Source organism: Amycolatopsis sp. NPDC006125 (genome assembly GCF_040614195.1).
In the GTDB taxonomy this organism is placed as follows: Bacteria; Actinomycetota; Actinomycetes; order Mycobacteriales; family Pseudonocardiaceae; genus Amycolatopsis_E; species Amycolatopsis_E tucumanensis.
On the sequence record NZ_JBEXTZ010000008.1, the window covers coordinates 1 to 16,625 of the forward strand.

18 protein-coding genes, 1 tRNA gene and 1 pseudogene are annotated in these 16,625 nt (G+C 69.1%); 12 read left to right on the top strand and 8 right to left on the bottom strand.

The window, feature by feature from the left end:
* Positions 1–703 precede the first annotated feature (703 nt).
* On the top strand, positions 704–1,126 hold the full coding sequence (locus tag ABZ193_RS06255) for a hypothetical protein (RefSeq protein ID WP_354709139.1): 423 nt from the start codon (positions 704–706) through the stop codon (positions 1,124–1,126).
* 299 nt (positions 1,127–1,425) lie between these two features.
* Here the strand turns inward: ABZ193_RS06255 and ABZ193_RS06260 are convergent, their stop codons facing one another.
* From ABZ193_RS06260 to ABZ193_RS06275, 4 genes are all read right to left on the bottom strand, one after another.
* Entirely contained in the window at positions 1,426–2,571 is a 1,146-nt protein-coding gene (locus tag ABZ193_RS06260; RefSeq protein WP_354709140.1) for an AAA family ATPase, read from the bottom strand.
* A 238-nt stretch (positions 2,572–2,809) separates the two neighbouring features.
* A complete protein-coding gene (locus ABZ193_RS06265; protein ID WP_354709141.1) occupies positions 2,810–3,202 on the bottom strand; it encodes a hypothetical protein in 393 nt (130 codons plus the stop codon).
* 1 nt (position 3,203) lies between these two features.
* Positions 3,204–3,602 (bottom strand): hypothetical protein, encoded by a 399-nt coding sequence (locus ABZ193_RS06270; RefSeq protein ID WP_354709143.1) that lies wholly within the window; start codon positions 3,600–3,602, stop codon positions 3,204–3,206.
* Position 3,603: 1 nt separating this feature from the next.
* Positions 3,604–3,864, bottom strand: a complete 261-nt coding sequence (locus ABZ193_RS06275; protein ID WP_354709144.1) for a helix-turn-helix domain-containing protein — start codon at positions 3,862–3,864, stop codon at positions 3,604–3,606.
* Positions 3,865–4,047: 183 nt separating this feature from the next.
* Between ABZ193_RS06275 and ABZ193_RS06280 the strand changes: the two genes are divergently transcribed.
* The 9 genes and pseudogenes from ABZ193_RS06280 to ABZ193_RS06320 all read left to right on the top strand — a co-directional run bounded on the left by ABZ193_RS06280 (position 4,048) and on the right by ABZ193_RS06320 (position 12,229).
* Positions 4,048–4,407, top strand: coding sequence for a GntR family transcriptional regulator (locus ABZ193_RS06280; RefSeq protein WP_354709146.1), 360 nt, complete (start codon positions 4,048–4,050; stop codon positions 4,405–4,407).
* A gap of 158 nt (positions 4,408–4,565) precedes the next feature.
* Positions 4,566–5,786 carry a helix-turn-helix transcriptional regulator gene (locus ABZ193_RS06285; RefSeq protein ID WP_354709147.1) on the top strand — a complete coding sequence of 407 codons (1,221 nt, stop codon included), beginning with the start codon at positions 4,566–4,568 and terminating at the stop codon, positions 5,784–5,786.
* A gap of 5 nt (positions 5,787–5,791) precedes the next feature.
* Complete coding sequence (locus ABZ193_RS06290) at positions 5,792–6,274, top strand: NUDIX hydrolase (RefSeq protein WP_354709148.1); 483 nt, start codon at positions 5,792–5,794, stop codon at positions 6,272–6,274.
* 81 nt (positions 6,275–6,355) lie between these two features.
* Positions 6,356–7,183, top strand: a complete 828-nt coding sequence (locus tag ABZ193_RS06295) for a hypothetical protein (RefSeq protein WP_354709149.1) — start codon at positions 6,356–6,358, stop codon at positions 7,181–7,183.
* Between the two features lie 696 nt (positions 7,184–7,879).
* On the top strand, positions 7,880–8,140 hold the full coding sequence (locus tag ABZ193_RS06300; RefSeq protein WP_017986316.1) for a hypothetical protein: 261 nt from the start codon (positions 7,880–7,882) through the stop codon (positions 8,138–8,140).
* A complete protein-coding gene (locus ABZ193_RS06305) occupies positions 8,141–8,389 on the top strand; it encodes a hypothetical protein (protein WP_354709150.1) in 249 nt (82 codons plus the stop codon). It abuts the gene before it with no gap.
* Positions 8,390–8,396: 7 nt separating this feature from the next.
* Positions 8,397–11,120, top strand: coding sequence for an FtsK/SpoIIIE domain-containing protein (locus tag ABZ193_RS06310; RefSeq protein WP_354709151.1), 2,724 nt, complete (start codon positions 8,397–8,399; stop codon positions 11,118–11,120).
* Positions 11,117–11,473, top strand: a complete 357-nt coding sequence (locus tag ABZ193_RS06315) for a hypothetical protein (RefSeq protein ID WP_020419488.1) — start codon at positions 11,117–11,119, stop codon at positions 11,471–11,473. Before ABZ193_RS06310 ends, ABZ193_RS06315 begins: the two co-directional genes overlap by 4 nt.
* Positions 11,474–11,694: 221 nt before the next feature.
* Positions 11,695–12,229: pseudogene (locus tag ABZ193_RS06320) on the top strand (IS5 family transposase).
* Positions 12,230–12,321: 92 nt separating this feature from the next.
* Here ABZ193_RS06320 and ABZ193_RS06325 read toward each other — a convergent pair.
* Positions 12,322–12,489: a hypothetical protein gene (locus ABZ193_RS06325; RefSeq protein WP_237338389.1), complete on the bottom strand. Its 168-nt coding sequence runs from the start codon at positions 12,487–12,489 to the stop codon at positions 12,322–12,324.
* 95 nt (positions 12,490–12,584) lie between these two features.
* Here ABZ193_RS06325 and ABZ193_RS06330 point away from each other — a divergent pair, with 95 nt between their 5' ends.
* Positions 12,585–12,842, top strand: a complete 258-nt coding sequence (locus tag ABZ193_RS06330; protein WP_020419486.1) for a YbaB/EbfC family nucleoid-associated protein — start codon at positions 12,585–12,587, stop codon at positions 12,840–12,842.
* 36 nt (positions 12,843–12,878) lie between these two features.
* On the opposite strand, the gene ABZ193_RS06335 is transcribed toward ABZ193_RS06330, so the two are convergent.
* Both ABZ193_RS06335 and ABZ193_RS06340 read right to left on the bottom strand, forming a co-directional pair.
* Positions 12,879–15,260 carry an endonuclease/exonuclease/phosphatase family protein gene (locus ABZ193_RS06335; RefSeq protein ID WP_308191189.1) on the bottom strand — a complete coding sequence of 794 codons (2,382 nt, stop codon included), beginning with the start codon at positions 15,258–15,260 and terminating at the stop codon, positions 12,879–12,881.
* Positions 15,261–15,384: 124 nt separating this feature from the next.
* Positions 15,385–15,786 (bottom strand): hypothetical protein, encoded by a 402-nt coding sequence (locus ABZ193_RS06340; protein ID WP_354709152.1) that lies wholly within the window; start codon positions 15,784–15,786, stop codon positions 15,385–15,387.
* A 226-nt stretch (positions 15,787–16,012) separates the two neighbouring features.
* Between ABZ193_RS06340 and ABZ193_RS06345 the strand changes: the two genes are divergently transcribed.
* Positions 16,013–16,480, top strand: a complete 468-nt coding sequence (locus tag ABZ193_RS06345; protein WP_354709153.1) for a hypothetical protein — start codon at positions 16,013–16,015, stop codon at positions 16,478–16,480.
* A 52-nt stretch (positions 16,481–16,532) separates the two neighbouring features.
* Here the strand turns inward: ABZ193_RS06345 and ABZ193_RS06350 are convergent.
* Positions 16,533–16,619: transfer RNA gene (locus ABZ193_RS06350), tRNA-Ser, on the bottom strand.
* Positions 16,620–16,625: the final 6 nt, after the last annotated feature.

Below are 16,625 nucleotides of genomic sequence, written 5' to 3' on the forward strand. Positions count from 1 at the left end.
CGCCGGCAACAAGTCCTCGATCAACGCCCACTGCTCATCCGAGAGCATCTGAAACCGCGACACGACCAGCAGCATCCCAGCCACCAACCGCGATCATTGTCAGACACGCCCTAGGCGAGCCGTGCTCGCGGCCGGGTTAGTTAGTTCGGGCCGAAGTCCCGTGCCCCCGGTTTCGACGGGGCCGCGAGGGTCGATCTAACCCACCTAACCCGCCTAACCCAGCTAACTTCTTGCTGGTCAGGCCACGAGTTAGCGTCTGCGGGCGTCGGGTTAGAAATCTAACCCGCGTGCGGCGAGCTAACCCGCGATCTAACCCCCGGCCTAACCCGTCGGCGGGCACACCGGGGGGCGGCCGGATCGCGACTACCTGCGGCTGCCCCGGGTATGTGACCGATGTCCTCGGCGGTTGAACAGTCAGGCGCCGAGGGCCTCCCCGTACCCGCCGCTGACGGGAGGGAGGGAATCGGCAGCCCGGTCGCGAGAGCCGTGTTTCCGGGGGTTGCCGGGCCGCTGGAGTGGTCGTTCCCTCGCTCCCTTGAGATCGGTTTGGGCAGGTCAGACCTAGGGAGTCGGCCGGGGAGGCGAGAAGGGAAAATTCCCTCCCGCCGTCGCGGTTCCCTGGCCCGTTCCCTGTACGCACAGCGGCGGCGGATACGGGGGGCGTGATCTGCCGCAGCTGGCTAAGGTGCGGCAGACTCGAAACATGATCGATTACTCGCCCACCGGCTGGGTCGCTCTGATCCAGGAAGACGACCTCCCAACCCCCACTCGCATCACAGTGGAGAAGTTCTCTGACGAAGGAGACGCTCTGGTAGTGGACCCGCGTCGGGGGCAGCTGCGCACCGCCTCTCGCATGAAGGGCTTTCAGGGGCTGGAGCAGTGCCCGCGGTGGCCGCCCGTCGTCACGCCAGCTCAGCCGGGCTGGCGCGTTGTTGGCACGCTCGAAAGCGGAGAGGAGTGGAGCGATCCTGTTGTGGCCTGGGCGATCGACGACACGGGGTACGGCTATCCCCTGATCCCGCACTACGACGAAGGCAGCGTCGAGGCGCACGACGTCGACCTCAAGCTCCGTGACCCGGAAGGACGGCGAGAAACACGCGCCGAGGACCAGGCGACCACTGCCTGAGGCTTCTGCCCAGTCGTGCCACGTGTTCTCAGTCGTGCCAGCCCTGGCACGACTGAGAACCTGGCACTTGACCTGCCTCAACAGTGCGCTCACGGTCCAGTCGTGCCAGGGCAGGCAGGCATGGCAGGACTGGACCAACTGATCGGGGCTGTTGTCAGTCCTGCCATTGCCGAGTTGGTGGCACGACTGCGACCACCAGCACCCGTATTGGCTGGTCAGAGGCCTGCACGGCAGTTGTGCCAGCGGTGGCACGACAGACCCCAGATGGCATGACTGCTGGCACGACTGGGCAGGGTGGATCACGGGAGGCTCCAGAAGGTGGCGGACGGGAATCCTTCGCGCTTGGAGACGAGCTTGAGGCGGCTCCGGGCACGGCCGATGGTGCGCTCTGAGAACCCGGCAGCCTTGCCAGCCTTCTTGACCTCGGAGGACGCGGCGGTACCGCCTTGACCGACCAGGTAGTCCTCCAGCCAGGCCCGCGCGTCATCGACTTCGTGCCGGTCCTCGTCGCCGGGCGCGTCGTCGAGTAGGTCGTTGACGTGGGTGGTGGTTTCGCCGAGCATGACCAGCCGTCCCCACTGGGCCGGGCCTTCCTCCGTGCCCAGCTCGATCGAGTCCACCTGGTAGCGCAGCGACGGCAGGTCCAGGCGGCCGAGGTTGTTCTTCACCTGCGAGATCACGCACGAGCCGTCGTCCGCCGTCGTGTCCCGCGCGAACGCGATCGCCGCGCGAGCGACGGCGGAGAACGCCCGGCCGCCCATGATGCGGGACAGCACGTCGGTGCCGGTGGCCTTGTTGAAGTGCGCCAGCCCGAACACCGCGCAGTCGGTGGCACCGGCCAGCTCGGCGAGCGGTTCGAGCGCGCGGCGCAGGTCAGCGTCCTGGTTGGTGTTCAGTGAGCCGTCCACGGCCGAGATCAGCGGGTCCACGATCAGCAGACCGACGTCGTGGCGGACGATCTCCTCGCCGAGCGCATCGCAGTCCTTGGGGAGGGACAGCGGCAGGTGGTGACCACTGACGTGCTCAACCTCGACCCGGTACACACGGTGCATGTCCGCGCCGGCCACCATCAGCCGTCCGGCGAGCGTGCGCTCCCACGAATCTTCGGTGGCCGCGTAGATGACGCTCTTGGGCGTGCCCTCATGCACGCCGGGCAGCTCGCCAAGGGTCACGCGAGCGGCCAGCCACGCACAGAACAGCGACTTGCCGATACCCTCGCGGCCGGGCCCGATTGTCAGCGCGCCGTGGGGCATCCGACCGTCCCACAGCCAGTACGTGGGGCGCAGCCTGATACCGGCAGCCGGGGTCAGCCGTACCCGCCGGACACCGTTCACGGTGGCCGACTCGTCGCCGTTCACCGACTCCAACGGCGACGGTTCGTGAACGGGTTCGCCCTGGGCGTTCACGGGCCGCAGATGCCGCCCGGCTGCCTGAGGGGAAGTCACGATCGATGCTCCTCACGAGGTTCGTGAACGGTGGCGGGTGGTGGGGATCGACCCTCGATCCGGCCTCGACTCATGCAGGTCAGCGCGATAAATCGAGGCGTTCACGATCGAGCGATCGAGGGTCGATCCCGTGCGACTGGTCGAGGGGGCCCGGCCCGGCGGGCGCGTTCATCACCGCGAGTCGAACTCGATTCGCGGCGGGCGGGGTGGACCCGCCGAGCCAGAAAGCGGCGTGTTCCTACCGGGCGGCCGCAAACTCACCTCGGTCGGCGCGTGGCCTCGGCACGGCCGCGCCCAGGATGTCGACGAAGGCGCGACGGACGTAACCGCGGATCTCTTCCGCCCATCCGTACTCAGCGCTGCCAGGAACGAGTCCGCGCAGCCGCGCGCCTGCTTCGGCGACCGCACACCACCCGGCATTGACGATCACATCCGCCGCGACCTCCCGCACATAGCGGGTGTCGGCAAGGTCTTCGGCCTCCACACCCTCAGCAGCGAAGTACCACAGCGCGGCGACCAGGTGCTCCTCACTGACCAGCACGGGCGCGACCTGGAACACCACGCCCTGGCTGGGCTCGTCGTGACCGCTGACGAACTGCACGGCCATCTGACCGAAACGGGCGGCCGCCATCTCAGGCCACCTCCGCAAGGTCGCGGCGCCGCCGGACTGGCTTGCGCGGGACAGGGATGTCCAGTGCGAACGCGCGTCGCACGGCGGTCCGGAGCTCGGGCACGAAGTCGGCCCACTCGCTGTCCGGAGTCAGGTTGGCCATTCGCGCGCACGCCTCGTTGATCTCGTCCAGCCCGGCGTTGATGACCTGGCCGGCCACGCACTCCCGCACGTACTCGAGGTCGTCCAGTTCATCGGCGGTCAGCCCGACCTCGGCGCACCGGAAGAGCGCGCCCACCATCTCTTCCTCGCTCAGGCGCAGCGGAGCGCTGAACGCGGTCGTTCGAGGCTGCTCGCCGTACTGCGAGGTCTGCACCTGCACGGCCATCTGTCCGAACGTGGCGGTCGTCGTCGGCACCATCTCAGGCCACCTCCCCCGCCACGTCGTCGCTCGCGGCGATCGGAGCACCCTCGACCACATAAGCCTGGTAGGCGGCCCCGGAGCAGGCGTTGACGTAGATGTTCGCGGCCTTGCCGGTGATCCGGATCGTGCCCTTGCCCGTGCCGATCTTCAGGGCGTCCAGCTTGCCGGACTCGATCGCCCGGTAGATCGTCGCTACCGAGACGTCCAGTGCCTCAGCCACGGCCTTGACCCGGTACATGCGGTTATCCTCGAACTGCATCGACGCTCCCAAGGTTTCGATGTGCGCCCCGGCTGGTGTTGCAGCACTGGCCGGGGCTTCCTGCTTGCTGCCGGGCTTCCCGGCGACAAGAGAGACGTTAGACAACATGGTCAACCTAGACAACGTAGCTAATCTATGTTCACCTAGATGGAGTAGTCGACCTAGCCGCGTATCCTGGTCGGCGTGGACAAGCTGAACCCGGATGACCCGCGTCCGCCGTACCAGCAAGTCGCCGACGCGCTGAGGACGGCCATCAGCAGCGGCGAGTACGCGGTTGGTGCCAAGCTGCCAGGACACAGCGCAGTGGCGGCGCAGTTCGGCGTGTCGGTCGGCACCGTCAAGCGAGCGTTCGCCGATCTCCAGCGTGATCGGCTGATCGTCACGCGGCAGGGGCAAGGCTCGTACGTTCGCGCGACTGCCGAGGCAACTGACGATGGTGGCGAAGTCGCCACGCTGCGACGTGCGCTGGAGGACATGGCGGCTCGGATCGCCGAGATCGAGCGCCAACTCGCAGACCTCCAGGGTCGTCTCCCCAGTCAGTAGCGCCGCTGAGCGGTTCAGCCCGGCGACTGCTGTCAGCTGGTTGTTCTGGTCTCGCTGCTGTCGCATGAGACAAGGGTCAACCCAGATCGAGCAGACGACCCGGAAAAATCTTCCGGGTACCTTCGCGAGCGCGCGGGAAGGGTAGAGCCATGCGAGGAATGACCGAGAACCTGACCATCGGCGAACGCGTGGCTTGGTACCGGCGACGGCGCGGCATGTCCCAGGAGGCGTTGGCCGGCCTCATCGGGCGGACGAGTGACTGGCTCGGCAAGGCCGAGAACAACCGCATCGAGCTTGATCGCCTGTCCGTGATCCGGCGCCTCGCGGACGCCCTGGATGTGTCGCTAGGCGACCTGATCGGCGAGCCGACCTTGCTGGACTGGACGGCGGACAGCGGAGTCTCGACCGTGCCCGCGCTCCGGGCCGCGCTGATGGACTACCGGCAGCTCACGCCGTTGCTGAGCGCCCCTGCGCCAGACGCGGAACCCCCGGCCCTCGACGAGCTTGAGCGCGAGCTGCGGGCGGTGTTCGACGCCTACCAGGCATCGCGGTTCGGCTTCGCCGCCGGGCGCGCCCCGTTGCTCCTGGCTGACGCGCTGCTTGCGGCTCGGCAGTACGACGGCGACCAGCGCATCCGAGCGCACGAACTCCTCGCCCTGAGCTACCAGGCTGCCGCTTCCGTGCTGACCAAGCTGGGAGAGTCGGACCTCGCCTGGATCGCAGCGGAGCGCGGCCTCACGGCCGCCCAGGCGACGGGCAACCACGCGATCACCGGGTCACTGTTCCGGTCAGTCGCGTTCGCCCTACTGTCCACCGGCCGCCACGAACCGGCGATGCAGCTCACGGAGGCCGGAGCCGCGTACCTGCAACCGCACCTCACCGACGACGATGGGAACTTGCAGTCCGTCTACGGGACGCTCTTCCTGGCCGGTTCTATGGCTGCTGCCCGCGCCGAGAATCGCGCCACGACCCGGAGCTATCTCCAGGAAGCCGAAGACGCGGCAAATCGCCTGGGCGGGGATCGGAACCACCTATGGACCGCGTTCGGGCCAACCAACGTCACCATTCACCGGGTGAACACGGCAATGGAACTGGGCGACGTTCAGATAGCGATGGACCTCGGCCCTGATCTCGACACGGGAGCGTTGCCGACCGAGCGGCGAGTTCGCCATCTGCTTGATGTCGCCCGCGCCTACAACCTGACGAACCGCAGGGACGCAGCCGCGGCTACCGTCCTCGACGCTGAACGTCTCGCGCCTGAGCAGGTACGACACCACTACCTGGCCCGGCAGCTCGTTCTCACGTGGGTACGCAACAGCCCCGGACGGCCCCCGATCGAGGTGGATAGGTTGGCTCGCCGGATGCGCATCGTAGGGTAGGGGCCATGACCAGCCCTGACGCGAATTTCGCGACGCCCCGGATTGCGGCCGGCGCCCTCTTCGTCGACGGCGATCGGGTGCTACTCGTCCGGAAGACCTACGGAAACCGCTGGGACATCCCCGGCGGTTACGTCGATCGGGGCGAGTCGCCAGCGGCGGCTTGTCGGCGCGAGATTCGCGAGGAAATCGGCCTGGAACGGGAGCCGGTTCGCCTCCTGATTCAGGACTGGGCGCCCAACGAAAAGGAGGGCGACAAGATTTTGTACGTCTTCAGCTGCGGCGATCTCGGCTCGGATGAGCAGGCGATTCAGCTCGACAACGACGAGCTGGACCATTGGGAATGGGTGCCAGTCGACAAGCTGGACGAGTACGTGATCCCGCGCCTCGCGCGTCGTCTGTCGCAGGCTTACCGGGCGAGTACGGAGGGGACCACACTCTATCTTGAGCACGGGGAACCAGCTCTCCCAGCCAGTAACCGCCGGATCTAACTCGGGCCAAGACCTAACGGGTAACAGCGACCGACGCAGCAACGACAACACGGCGTGAACCCTCTAAGCCACACGCTCGCCATGGAATGGCCAGCATTTGCGGCATGGTCTCCTGAAACGTGGTCTGCTTTCGCGAACCTGCTCACCGCGGCCATCGCTGCCCTTGCAGCAACAATCGCATGGCGGCAAGTCCGCGAAGCGAAGAGACTGCGCCAAGATCAAGCCGACCCGTATGTTGCCGCTTTCCTCGAATTCGACGCATCGACCACCACAGTAGATCTCGTGGTTAAGAACTTCGGCAACACGTCGGCGTTCAACATTAAAATCACGACCGACCCGCCGTTGAAGCGCACAGGAGACGACAACGGGGCAGCGGAAGAGGTGATTCTTCCAGAAACCATCCGCACGTTAGTCCCTGGCCAAGAGTGGCGAACGCTTCTCGATTTCGGTTTCGCCAGAGCCAACAGCGACCTGCCCAAGTTCTACACCGCCACCGTTAGCTTCACCAGCCAGGGCGCCGCGAAGATATTCCGAAGGAATTCGCGAAAGAGCGTTCCGCATCGCTACGAGTTCTCACTAGACCTGGGAGCACTAGACCCGATCATCTTTGTAAAGAAGCGCGGTCTTCACGATATAGCTAAGGAAGTCGAGAACATCAGCAAGGCGGTTCGCCTGTGGGGCGAAGGGGTCGGCACGCGCGGCTTGAGGGTCTTCACCAGGGACGGTGACACCAAGGACGAGCGAAGGCAGCAGGACAGGGAGGCTCGCTTAGCACAAGTCGAAGCCGCGCTGCAACAGGGCGTTGCCAGCGCGACGACCCCACCCCCAACGCCCTCTGACGGTTCCGGGAGTAAGTCGCCGTCTGAGACCCGACCGCCCCAACCGCCGGGGACGGAAGCCGAGGAGTAACGGCGCGCGGGGAGGCCCAAAGCGGCCGACCTCCGGGATGAGATCGCGAATGAGGATCCCGAGCTGCAATGAGTTTGCTCATTCGGCACCCTCACCCGAGCTGAGCTGCTCGAATGAGCCGAATGAGCGGATGAGATCACCCGCCCAGCTGGCAGGGACCGGCTGAAACACAGGGGGCGGCGATGCGACTGCGAGGCTCATTGCGCCCCGTACCCGCCTCCCCGCCCGGGGAACCGGCGGGCTGAGATCGCCGCTCGCGGCCGTTTCGGGACCCTCCGGTGTGACAGGACCACCCAGGCGGCAGCGGGCAACTGAGGGCCCAACCCGGGTTGCAGTTGGGGTTGCAGTTCAGCCCCGTTCAGACTACCCCCCATGTTGCAGCCGTACCGCAAAACGCCTGGTCACAAGCCGTCCGGCCGATCTTGAACCGGCCGGAGCGGAATTGGAAATCGTGTTGGGTGTAACAGCCCTCACGGGTTCGAATCCCGTATCCTCCGCTCTTCGCACGACGCCGGGCACCCCACAGGGGCCCGGCGTTCTGCGTTCAGGGCGCACACGGCCGTGTGAACCGGCTCCGCGCTTCACCCGGATGCACCAGTGACCAGGCTCATGCTCCGGTCCGCTCTACCGATAGTTTGTTGACAGGCCGCACACGCGGCCGTACTAACCGCTAGCTCGAGGAGAACCCGCGTCACTATGGCCGGAGTGGAAGAGATCCGCGCTGGGATCGCGATGGCGAACGAGAAGTGCAACGCCAGCGTCGCAGCCCTCCAGCAGGCCGCTCAGGCACTCGAGGAGGCCCAGCAGATCCTGGGCCAGGTCACCTCGGGAAGCACGCAGCCGGAGGTGACCCAGGCGAACAGCATGCTCGCCGAGGCGTTGCAGGGCATCAGCGGTCAGCAGAACACCATCCAGGCGGCGGTGTCGTCGGCCGAGTCGTACGCCGCCCGCCTCTAGATGTTCTCGCTCCCCGAACTGCAGGCGCAGCTGACCGCGTTCCGTGCGAAACTGGCCGAGGCAAGCGAACACACCAACCGTGCGGTGGAGCTGTTGGACGAAGCGCGCGAAGTGATCGTGAACGCCCATGAACAGGCCGACGCGTGGGTGCCGCCGGAGCTGGCGGCGGCGGTCGACCGGCTCGGCAAGGACGCCGACCGGCTGCGCGCCGCCGACGAGCTGGTGAACACCTACCTGGCCCGGCTGTAGGCGCGCCATGGCGAAGGCCAACGAGCAGAAACGCCGGGTCGTGACGGCACTGGGCACCATGCGCGAGAAGCTCGGCATGGTGCTCGGCGCCGCGCAGGCGGGCCGCCAGATCGCCGAGACCGAGCTGGCCCGGCTCCAGCTGGAACAGCAGATCGTGCGCGTCGGCATCGACAACGCGGCCGGGGACGAGAAGCTCACCGCAGCGCTCCGCAGCCCGGTGATGGCCGGGGTGCGGGACAAGCTCAACGCGCAGCACGCCGCGTTCTACACCGACGCCGCGACGGTGCCCGCGCGGCTGCGGGACCTGGTCGCGCGCGTCGCGCCGGGGCCGGCGAGCCTGCCGCCCAGCGCGTGGCTCGGCCGTGCGGGCCGGGAACCGCTGAAACCGCCGCCGCTGTGGCGCATCGGCTCGTCCACAATGGACGACTCCGGGCCGTTCCCGGTGGTGGTGCCGCTGCTGGACGACTCGCACCTGGCGATCACCACGGCCGTCCGCGGCCGGGCCGCCGTCGAAGCGCTCATCGAGGGCCTGCTGCTGCGCGTGCTCAGCACGATGGAGCTGGGCTCGGTGCGGATCCACCTGTGGGACGTCGCGCAGCTGACCGCCGTGCTGCCCAACCTGTACCCGCTGTCCCGCACGTCCGCGGTCACGTTGTACGACCCGGACCAGCTCGGCGTCCTGCTCGACGAGGTGACCGGGCACATCCGCCGCATCCACGCGCACACCATGCAGGCCGGCCACACCTCGCTGCGCGGCCTGCGCGACCAGCTCGGGCAACGCGTCGAGCCGTGGCGGATCGTCGTGTTGTTCGGCAACGGCGAGACGTGGGCGCCGGAACCGCTGCGGGAGCTCAAGCGCATCGCAGGCGCCGCGCTGGCCGCCGGGATCTCGCTGATCACCGTCGACATCCCGACGATCCTCGGCGGCGCGTTCGAGAACATCCGGATGCTCGACGAGCACCACGCGGCGACCAGCATGACCGGGCCCAACCTGGTCGTCGACCTGGACCCGCCGATCCCGTCGGCCGAGGTCAGTGCCGCGGCGAGCAGGCTGGCCGACGCGATCGTGGAGAAGCAGGGCGGTCCGCGGTCGTTCCGCGACCTGCTGCCCGCCGAGCTGGGCCAGGAGAACTCCGCGCGCGAGCTGCGGGCGCCGGTCGGGTTCTTCGAGGGCGATCCGGTCGAGGTCGTCATCGGCGACGCCAGCCCGCACGCGCTGATCGGCGGCCCGAGCGGCTCGGGCAAGACCAACTTCCTCTACGCCCTGCTCGGCAGCCTCGCCGCGCGCTACCCGCCGGACGAGCTCGCGCTGTACCTGCTGGACTTCAAGGAGGGCGTGTCCTTCGCCGGGCTCGCGCCGGGCCGCCGCGACGCGAGCTGGCTGCCGCACGCGCGCCTGATCGGGGTCAACGTCAACACCGACCGCGAGTTCGGCCTGGCGCTGCTGCGGTTCCTCGCCGACGAGCTGCGCCGCCGGTCGGCCGCGGCCAAGGAGCACGAGGTCACCGACCTGGCCGGGCTGCGCGCCCAGGACCCGGACGGGCACTGGCCGCGGATCGTCGCGGTGATCGACGAGTTCCAGTACCTGTTCGCGGGTCGCGACGGCGTCACCAACCAGGCGACCGCGTTGCTGGAGGACATCGCCCGCCGTGGCCGCGCCCAGGGCATCCACCTGATCCTGGCGAGCCAGGACATCGCGGGCATCGACGCGTTCTGGGGCAAGCCGGCGGTGTTCGAGCAGTGCACGCTGCGCATCGCCATGCCCAAGGCGCGGCGCGTGCTGGCCGAGACCAACAACGCGGCCGTTGCCGCGCCGAAGTGGCACGCGGTGGTCAACCACGACTCGGGTGTCGCGCACGGCAACCAGCTCGCGCACGTGCCGGACGCCAGCAGCAAGGACATCTTCTCGTCACTGCAACGGGAGCTATGGGAGCGCTACGCCCAGGAGCACCAGCGGCCACGGCTGTTCGACGGCGCGCACTCGCCGGTGCTGGAGCACTCCGCCGCGTTCGCCGGGCTCACGCCGGGCGGGCCGCCGCGGGCGCTGCTGGGCCAGTCGATCGACGTCGAGGACACGGCGTGCGCGGTGGAGCTGACCGGGGCGCCGGGCCGCAACCTGGCGATCATGGGCACCGCGATCGCCGAGGCACTGTCCATCATGGACGCTGCCGCCCGCTCGCTGGCGAAGCAGTACCCGCCGCACGAGGTGGAGTTCCTGGTGGCGTGCCTGGTCGACCGGTGCGCGCCCGCGGTCGGCGAGCTGGCCGACGGGCTGGAGTCGGACGGGCACCGCGTGGTGCGGCTGAGCGACGTCGAACTGGGCGAGCACATGGCCAAGCTCGCCGAGGAACCGCCCGAGCACGCGCGGATCCTGCTGCTGTACGGCGTCGACGCGGCGCTGCCGATCCTGGAGCAGAAGCAACCCGGTCAGCTCAAGAGCGGGCTGGACCACTTCCGGGTGGTTCTCAAGCAGGGACCAGGCAAGGGCACTCACACGATCGGGTGGTGGCGCAGCACGGCGCGGCTGAAGGACACGCTCGGGTTCGCCGGCACCGACGACATCGGGGCGTGGGCGGCGCTGGACGTGCAGGGCGCGGAGCTGAGCCAGTTCGCGGCCGGGCAGGTCGTGCACTGGTCGCCGCGGCCGGGGCGGGCGCTGTTCTTCGACCGCAGCACGCACGTCTCGCCCGAGGTGATGATCCCCTTCGACCGGCCGGAGCACCAGGCATGAACGCGGCGATGGAGTACAAGCAGATCGTCGGGCTGGCCGGCAAGGCGGCCGAGGAGCTGCGGGCGTGGGAGCGGCGGCGGGCCGAGGAGCTGGACGCCGAGATCGCGGCCGCGGAGGCCGCCGTGGCGGAGGCGAAGGAGCGCGAGGCCCGCACGGTGCAGGGCGCGCAGCACTGGTGGCGGATGGCGCAGGACAACGTCAGCAGGTTGCCGTGGCTGGAGGTCGGGGCCGACCCAGCGCCCGCACCGCACGCCTACGCCGGGCGGCTGGATCTTTACCTGCGCGAGGTCAAGGAGACCTACCAGGAGCTGGTGGACGCGGTGCTGTCGCTGGGGTGGCGCGCGCGGCGCTGAGCGTGGGTGCCGCCGCCGGCCGGCGGTGCACCACTCGGCACGCCGTGGTGGCGACCACGGGATCCTGGTGGCGGGGCAAGCAGTGCGACGCCGGATCGCGGGGCGCTGCCCCTCGTCGGTGGTCGGCGCCCACTCTGCCGAGCGCTGCGACTAGTTCGCGTCCTGTAATTGATCTAGCTGCGGTTCTGGTTTGATCTTGGGTTGTGGTGGGTCGGGGTGAGGTGACGGATCGGGCGTGGGCGCGAATTGAGCCGTCGGTGCCGGTGTCGGGTCGGGGTCGGCGGTGGCGGGATCACCGGCAGGTGCTCGACGCGATTCTGTGGAAGCTACGCCGGCGCTCCGTGGCGTGACCTGCCCGAACAGTATGGGCCGTGGAAGACCGTGCACGAGCGGTTGCGGTTGTGGACCGCCGACGGCGCCTGGCAGAAGATCCTGGACGAGGTGATCGTCAAGGACACCTCGGTCGGCGAGGTCGCGTGGGTCATCTCGGTTGATTCGAGCGTGGTCCGGGCGCACCAGCATTCTGCTGGCGCCCGGAAAAAAGGGGGGCTGCGCCCCCGGCGTCGAGGCGCTCGCGGTCGACGGGAAAGGACTCGGACGCTCCCGCGGAGGACTGAGCACCACAATCCACCTCGCCGTCGATGGCCGCGGGCTGCCGATGCGGGTGCTGCTCACCGGCGGCCACGCCGGCGACAACCCACAACTGCCACTGCTCGACGGCATCGCTCAACCGGCTCAAACAGTTCCGCGACCTAGCCACCCGCGACGCCAAACGCGCCGCCTACTACCAAGCCGAACTCACCATCGCCGCCATCATCCTCTGGCTCCGATGACTTACAGGACACTTCCTAGTTCGCCGGGCGGAGCCAGCTCTCCGGCTCCAGGGTGTCCGGCTTCGGCATCTCGCGGCGGACGTACGCCCGCGCCCAGCTCAGGTCGCCGCGCAGGGTCGCCGGCACCACGGGTGAGACCTCGCGGCGGGAGAGGTGGTCGACGGTCGCGCGTACCCAGTTCATGATCTTTCCGACGTTGCGCGCCTGTGGTTGGTTCCCCACGGAACCGGTGGGGAGTCGGTCACGTCGTAGCAGCCAGGTGAGAGGAAGAGGATCCGGTGAACCGCGAGTTGACCACCCAGTCCGAGGCCGTGGAGGAGCGCCAGGCCGCCCGGCGGCGTCAGGCCGCCCAGCAGGTCGTCACCGCCCAGGACGACTGGGGTCTGGTCGAGGTCGGGGTCGCCGGCAACGGGGAGGTCCTCGAAGTCGCGATCAACTCCGCCCTCTTCGAGCACGTGAAGCCGTCGGACCTGGCCGAGGCGATGCTGCAGGCCGCCCGCGCCGCTCAACGTCGCGCCCGCCAGCTGCACCGCTGACCGCCGCCGCCCGGGAGGGCGACGGCGGCCCCGGCGTCAGAGGGTCGGGCGGTACCGGATGATCTGCGGGTCGTGGTCGCTCGCCTGCTCGGCGAACTCGGCGTTGATGTGCACCACGTCGTAGTCGACCCACCACAGCGCCCGCGAGGTCAGGATGTGGTCCAGCACCTGCGAGTTGCCCTCGTAGACGTAGCTGTACCGCTCGTCGGCGGGCAGCCGGTCGATCTGGTCGGTCAGCGCGCCGCCCGCGGTGAGCGTCTTCAGCGCGGGCGAGAACTGGTAGTCGTTCAGGTCGCCGGCGACGATGACGTCCGCCAAGGGATCCGCCTTCAGCAGCTCGTCGACGAACCCGCGCAGCACCTGCGCCTGCTGCCCGCGCTGCACCTCCGAACTCCGCGTCGGCGGCTGGTACCGGCCGTGCGTCGGCTGGTCGCCGCCCTTCGAGTTGAAGTGGTTGGCGATCACGAACACCGTGTGGCCGTGGAAGACGAACTCCCCGGCCAGCGGCTTGCGGCTGTTCGCCCACGCAGGGTTGCCCGGGTCGACACGCCCCGGCGACACCGACAGGTGCGGCTTGCCGCGCTCCTTCACCACGGACACCGCGGTGGTCGCGTCGCCGCCCGGACGGTCCACGAAGGACACCCGGCGCGGGTTGAACAGGAACCCGACGCGGATGTTGCCGCCCGGCTCGCCGCCGTCGGTGAGGTCCTGCGGGTCGATCTGCCGCCACTCGTAACGCGGCCCGCCTGCGGCGGCGATCGCGTCGGTGAACCGCTTCAGCGTCTGGTCGGCGGCCACCACGCCGTCGCCCTCGCCCTCGGGGCCGTTGTTGTCCTGGATCTCCTCCAGCGTCACGATGTCCGGTGACGCCAGGTTCTCCACGACGCCGCGCGCCAGCTGGTCGAACTTGGCCTGGTCGTCCACGGCGGACAGGTTCTCGACGTTGTAGGTGGCCACGGCCAGCTCGCTCGGCGACTGCTTGCGCGTCACCTCGCGCTGGATGCCGCCGTCCTTGACCTCGCCCAGTGTGGTGGCCTGCAGCGTGTACCCGCCGAAGCTGTCGTACTCGACCGGGCCCGCGGTGAGACCGGTCAGCGTGTCGCCGGTGTTCGCCTGCGGGAACGGGCGCTGCGCGAACGGGATCAGCGACTCGATCTTGAGGATGCCGGTGTTCGGGCTGTCGTAGCCGGTGTAGATCGTGCCGCCGCGGTCGGTCCGGTTCTCCCGCGGCTTGGTGGTCACGTACAGCTCGTAGTACTCGGTGGACGGCCCGACCACGCGGACGTCCTGCACGCTGACGACCTCGCCCTCGTGCGACTCCCAGAAGTCCAGCGAGTACTTCGCGGGCTCCAGCGGCAGGGCTTCGGTGTTGCCGCCGGCGTTGGGGGCGAGGGTGCCGGGCACGGTGGCCGGCGTGATCGCGGTCGCGGCCGGCAGCGGGTTGCCACTCGACTGAACAGTCCACTTCGGACCGGTGATCTCGGTGGTGGACTGGTAGATCGAGCCGGTCTGGCTGTCCGGGTAGTACTCGGTGACGGTGCCGGACACCGTGACCGCGTCGCCGACGGCCACCGCGGGCGTGGTCGAGCCGGTGAACACCAGCACGCCCTCGCTGGTGCGCGGGTCGGCGTCGGGCCGCGGATCGGTCATCCAGAACCCGCGTGCGGAGCCGAACGTGCGCAGCGCGGTGACGACCCCGGTCACGTCGGTGACCTTCTTGCCTGCCAGGGGCGACAGCCGGGTCGTGCCCTGGATGTCGTGGATCTTGGCCGGCGTGCCGCCCGCGTCACCGCCGGTGGTCTCGCCCTTCGTGTTGACCGGGGTCGGGGCGCCTGCCGCGAAGTCGGTGGAGTTGTTGTCGGTGTCGGTCAGCGTCGCGCGCGCGACCGAGGTGGTGTTGCTCGGCGCGGGCGCCGGGCTGCCTTCGCGGACGGTCGCCGAGCCGTATCCGACGAGGTCGCGGACCCGCGGGTCGGCGGCGCAGTCGGCCGCGGTGAGGCAGGTGAGGGCAGTGGTGCCCTGGACGAGGGCGACCGTGCCGGACCCCGCGGCCATCGAGATCGATCCGGCGGCGTCGGCGGTGGGCAGCGAGACCGTGCCACCCGATCCGGTGGCCTCGGCTACCAGGTACCGGCCGCCCGCCGCGACGGAGCCGGTCAGCGCGGTCACCTGCCACCTGCTCGACGCGCTGGGCGAACCGGGCAGGTACTGCACGCTCCAGCCGTCCAGGGCGAAGCTGCCGCCCACCGTGGCGATCTCGATGAAGTCGCTGGTCAGCGTGGCGCCGCTGTTGCCACCACCGCCGTAGACCTCGGCGATCACGACGTCCGGGCTCGCCGCCGACGCCGGTGCGGCGGCGACGGTCGCGCCCGCCAGAGCAGCAGCGGCGAGCACGCCGATTCTTCGACTGGTCGTCACCCTGAGTCCCCTCGTCTGATCAACAGTCGAGGCATCTTCCCTCTATGAGGTGAGACGAAGGAAGACTCAGCGGCAACAACCGGTAACGGTTCGTCCGCCCGGCCTACGACCTACGGAGGGTGCCTCAGTGGTCGTTGACGTACGTGCTCCTGGTGGCGTAACCGGTGCTGACGCCCTTGTAGTAGAGCTCGATGAACGCGCCCTCCGGCAGGTTGTAGGCACCGCCCTCGCTCGCCGAGTGCGTCACGCAGCTCCCGAAGCCGCCACTGGCGACGGCCTTGTAACGCCACCCGCCATCAGCCCAGACGTTGACCTGCGCGCTGGAGCCGTTCGCCGCGCTGTCGCAGACGGAGATCCGGTCGCCGTACTCCTCGACGTAGACGGTGACGCCGGGGGCCGTGAAGGTGTGGTCCCAGCTGTCGCCCGGCGGGTCGGGCATGGCGGCCGCGGTGCCGGCCGGCACCAGCACGGCGGCGGCCGCCACAGCCGCCGCCGCGGACAGGGTGCGGACGTTGAGCAGTCTCATCGGGTACCCCCAGCAGAAGAAGTGACCAAGAGGGTGAACCTACGACCTGGCGCTGGCGGATCCCACGCACGCCGGCGGGCTGTTCCCGCAGGCGGGGAGCGGCCGGTACGGATCGTCTGCGGGCACTCCAGCGGGCGAACCGTGCCACCCGTCCGCGTGAGCGCGCTGCCGCCGGGGGCCGGGCGAGTCGAGACTGGGCTCCCCGACCATTCCGAAAGGCAAGCAGATGAGGCGGATGCTCGGCGTCCTCGCGGGCGCGCTCGCCGTCGCGGCGCTCGCCGCGCCGGCGCAGGCGGACAACGGTCACTTCGTCACCGGCAGCGCGGCCTGCAGCGACACCGGCGCCGGCTTCGAGTGCACCGGCGAGGTGGCCGGCCTCGGCGGCACGACCTTCGAGATCACCGCCAAGGCGACCGGCACCGCGCGGGTGGAGTGCGTCAACCCGGCCGGGCACCGGGTCACCGGGCAGGACACCGAGGTCGAGGTCACGGCTACCAGCGGGCGGCAGCAGACCCCGCACCACGGGCGGTCCGCCTTCCAGCTCACGAGCACAGCGGTGGGCGTCGGACCCGTGCCTGCCTGCCCGAACCCGATCTGGGCGGCGAAGGTCCTCGACGTCACCTTCGGCACCGCCACCCTGACGCTGTCCGCGAACGGCGCCGCCGCGGCCGAGACCACCGTCGAGGTGCGGTAGCGGAAACGACGAACGCCGGGCCTCCCTTGGGGAGACCCGGCGTTCGATCCGGCGGTAGCGGTGGGATTTGAACCCACGGACGGGGTCAACCGTCACACGATTTCGAGTCGTGCTCCTTCGGCCGCTCGGACACGCTACCGCCGAC